The 3,347-nt window shown below is 49.5% G+C and carries 2 protein-coding genes; one reads left to right on the top strand and one right to left on the bottom strand.

All coding sequences use genetic code 11. The annotated features are described in order from the left end of the window. Positions 1–420: 420 nt before the first annotated feature. Positions 421–666 (bottom strand): hypothetical protein, encoded by a 246-nt coding sequence (locus tag ACSZO1_RS21935; RefSeq protein ID WP_437616446.1) that lies wholly within the window; start codon positions 664–666, stop codon positions 421–423. Positions 667–976: 310 nt separating this feature from the next. Between ACSZO1_RS21935 and ACSZO1_RS21930 the strand changes: the two genes are divergently transcribed. Next, complete coding sequence (locus tag ACSZO1_RS21930) at positions 977–3,133, top strand: TonB-dependent siderophore receptor (protein ID WP_437616445.1); 2,157 nt, start codon at positions 977–979, stop codon at positions 3,131–3,133. Positions 3,134–3,347: the final 214 nt, after the last annotated feature.

Here is a 3,347-nt window from a genome sequence, read left to right as displayed (position 1 = left end):
GGTTCTTTGTTCATTTACCATACGATGACAGGACGAAAAAATGGTTCCCATCGAATTAATCGCACCTTCCCTAATACTTTTCCGTCGAAGGTTTCGAACCATTCTAACTCCTTAGAATGGGATTTAACTCGTGGGTTTCTAGCATATGTAGCTAGTGCATTGAATCTTGAATAACTTATTGGATTGATAACTATTGGCGCCATGTATAACCTCGAAAAATCAAAAGAAACTGTAATATTTTAATCTTTAATAAATATATCATAAAAAATACTTTCATCATTTAGCATAACATACACATATGCTTTGGTCATCTGAAGGGCGAAGGACATAATTAAGTTTCAAAGCATGTCCGCACCTGGCACAGAGCGAACTAGCAACCTGATCTGGAGGTCCGCTGTGAGCGAGAAGCGGAAGATCGCATCAAAAAGCTTCCTTTGAGAGATCCAGCACGAACACGTCTATCTGCTTATGCAGTCCCGCGGTGAGTTTTTCAATAATTGCCTGCCTGAAATCCTCTGCACTTTTCAATCCATGTTTATGTATATTTGCGACCTTCTCATGTTGCCCAAACCACAAGGCAATATAAATACGCTGCATGCCAGCATCGGGTGTTAAAGAATAAAGTTCATACAGTTGCTCGATATAAGGACTCCACTGAATGCTCACCGATTAAATCGCACCTTCCCTAACCATCGAGACATGGGACGAGAACATCCATACGGTCGAGGAGCTGTTTTTTGCGGGAGGAATAGCTGGAAAGAGCGGGCATCGTGAAAAGTCTATGGCAAAGAAAGGGTTATGTTCTCATAAATGACGACTAAATAGCACCCACTTAATGATAATGATAATGATAATGATAATGATAATGATAGCTAATTTAATTTCACTTGCTGTTTTTATTGTGATAGCCTTTTTGCCGAAATGAATAATTACAAACCGTAACGTAATACTTATATATCTCAGGAGTGTTACAGTAATGAAAATAAATAGTAAAAGTTGCGTAAGAACAGCGGTGATTTTGGGATTAGGGCCGGTATCAATACTGCCGCTACCGGGGATTGCGGCTGAAGAAACTATTACGGTGGTGGCCAATGATAAAAGCGAGGATCCCACCGCCCCTCTCAAGGGCGTCGTGGCGACGGTCAGCCAGTTGGGCACCAAGACGCCGACGCCGTTGATTAAAACCCCGCAATCTATTTCCGTCGTGACGCGCGATCAGATGGATTCACAGGATGTTTCCTCGGTATCGCAGGCGTTGCGCTATACTCCCGGGGTGTTTACCGAATACCGGGGTAGTTCCAACCGATATGACGAAGTGTTTATCCGCGGTTTTTATTATGCGCCGCGTTTTCTCGACGGATTGAGCTTCGGCGAGGCGGCGGGATCCGGGAACGGCGTCGTCGATCCCTGGCTACTGGAACGCATCGAGATAGTCAAGGGACCGGCTTCGGTGCTTTACGGCCAGGTTAGCCCCGGCGGCTTGGTGGGCATGACCAGCAAACGCCCGACCGCCACGGCGATACATAAGATCCAACTCAAAGGCGGGAGTGACAAGTTGGCATCTGGGGCGTTCGATTTTGGCGGCGCGATTAATGATGACGGTACGTTGTTATATCGCCTTAACGGCCTTGCGCGCACGCAGCACAATCAGGTCGATGATTACAAGGAAGAGCGTTATGCGATCGCGCCTGCGCTGACCTGGATCCCCAATCCCGGGACCCGTTTCACTCTGTTGAGCAGTTTCCAGAAAGATCCTGAAGCCGGCTACCGCAACTTCTTGCCGGCAACGGGTACCGTATTCGCGACCGAACGCGGCTATATTCCTTTCGATTTCAACGTCAGCGACCCGTCGTTCCAGAAGTCGGAGCGCGAGCAATCTACTATCGGCTATGAGTTCGAGCACGTCATCAACGATCTGTTCACCTTCAAGCAGAATGCGCGCTATGCCAGGATCAGCCAGAAATACAAATATTTTGTTTATACAAACTCTTACAGTACCTACGTACTGAACAGGCGTGCCCAGATAGAGGAGCGCGATACCGATGAGTTCGTGCTGGATAACCAGTGGCAGGCCCAGTTCGCCACCGGCGCCGTGGATCATCAGCTGTTGGCCGGGCTGGACTACAAGTGGAACAAGGATCGTCAGGAGTTATGGCGCCGCAGCAGTACGAGCTACCAGATTGATTGGTCTTCCCCCAACTACGGCGTGTCGGTGGATGAGGGTTCTCTGACCAAGAGTACGGATCAGTTGCAGACCTTGGATCAGGTCGGCATCTACGCTCAGGATCAACTGGAATTGAACAATTGGAACCTGTTGTTATCTGGTCGATACGACTGGACCGAGGTACGTACCAATGATTATCTCGCAAGTAGCAAAGTGCAGCAAAACGATAATAAATTCACCGGCCGTGCGGCACTGCTGTATGCCTTCAGTAATGGCGTCTCGCCGTATGTGAGCTACAGCACTTCTTTCCTACCCAGCCTTCAAACCAACCGGGCACCGGGAACCGCACCTTTCTCTCCGAGTATCGGTAAACAGACTGAAGTTGGCATCAAATACCAGCCGGAGGGTTGGAATACCCTACTTACGCTGGCGCTCTACGATCTGCGTCAGACGAATATCACCACCTACAACAGCACTCTGGGCTGGTATGAACAGATTGGGGAAATTCGTAACCAAGGGGTAGAAGTGGAAGCTCGCTCGGCATTGACCGAATCCATGAATCTGATCGCGTCCTACGGCTATATCGATTCCGAAACCGTCAAAACCTCTGTGGCCGGTACGCAGGGCAAAACGCCGGCACGTGTTCCGACGCATACGGCATCGATATGGAGTGAGTACAACTTCCACTCCGGCGTAGCCGACGGCCTAGGCCTCGGACTTGGCGCCAGATATATCGGCACCAGCTACGGCGATGCCAAAAACACCTTCAAGGTACCCGCGGTCGATCTCTATGATGCCAAGGTCAGCTATGAGTTGGGCAAGATGATCCCGGCGCTGAAGGGAACCACGGCGCAGATCAATGTCAACAACATCGCCGACACGAAATATGTCGCCGCCTGCGCCTCCACCACTTCCTGCTTCTACGGTATAGGCCGCACGGTAACGGCGACGGTTAATTATGAGTGGTAATTACATCCGGTAATCCCCCGGCTTTTCCGGGGGGCTGCAAAAGGTTTGACTTTTAAGGAAGGTGTTCACTGACAGCACACAATCAAATCTGACAGTCTGCTTTGAGCGAAGAACGGACATTCAACTTCAAGGATACTGGCGGATTCAAGTTCGAAGTGCAACGCTAAGCCGTCTGTCTTAACTCTGCAAAGACCACTGAAGGCTGCCGGAACCC

Source organism: Erwinia sp. V71 (genome assembly GCF_965644245.1).
Classification (GTDB): domain Bacteria; phylum Pseudomonadota; class Gammaproteobacteria; order Enterobacterales; family Enterobacteriaceae; genus Erwinia.
The sequence above is the reverse complement of the archived record's forward strand: the minus strand, read 5'-3'. Positions and strand labels throughout refer to the sequence as shown.

Bases quoted from the DNA above. Each gene is read 5' to 3' on its own strand.
- ACSZO1_RS21930 (WP_437616445.1), top strand. From the start codon at position 977: ATGAAAATAAATAGTAAAAGTTGCGTAAGAACAGCGGTGATTTTGGGA.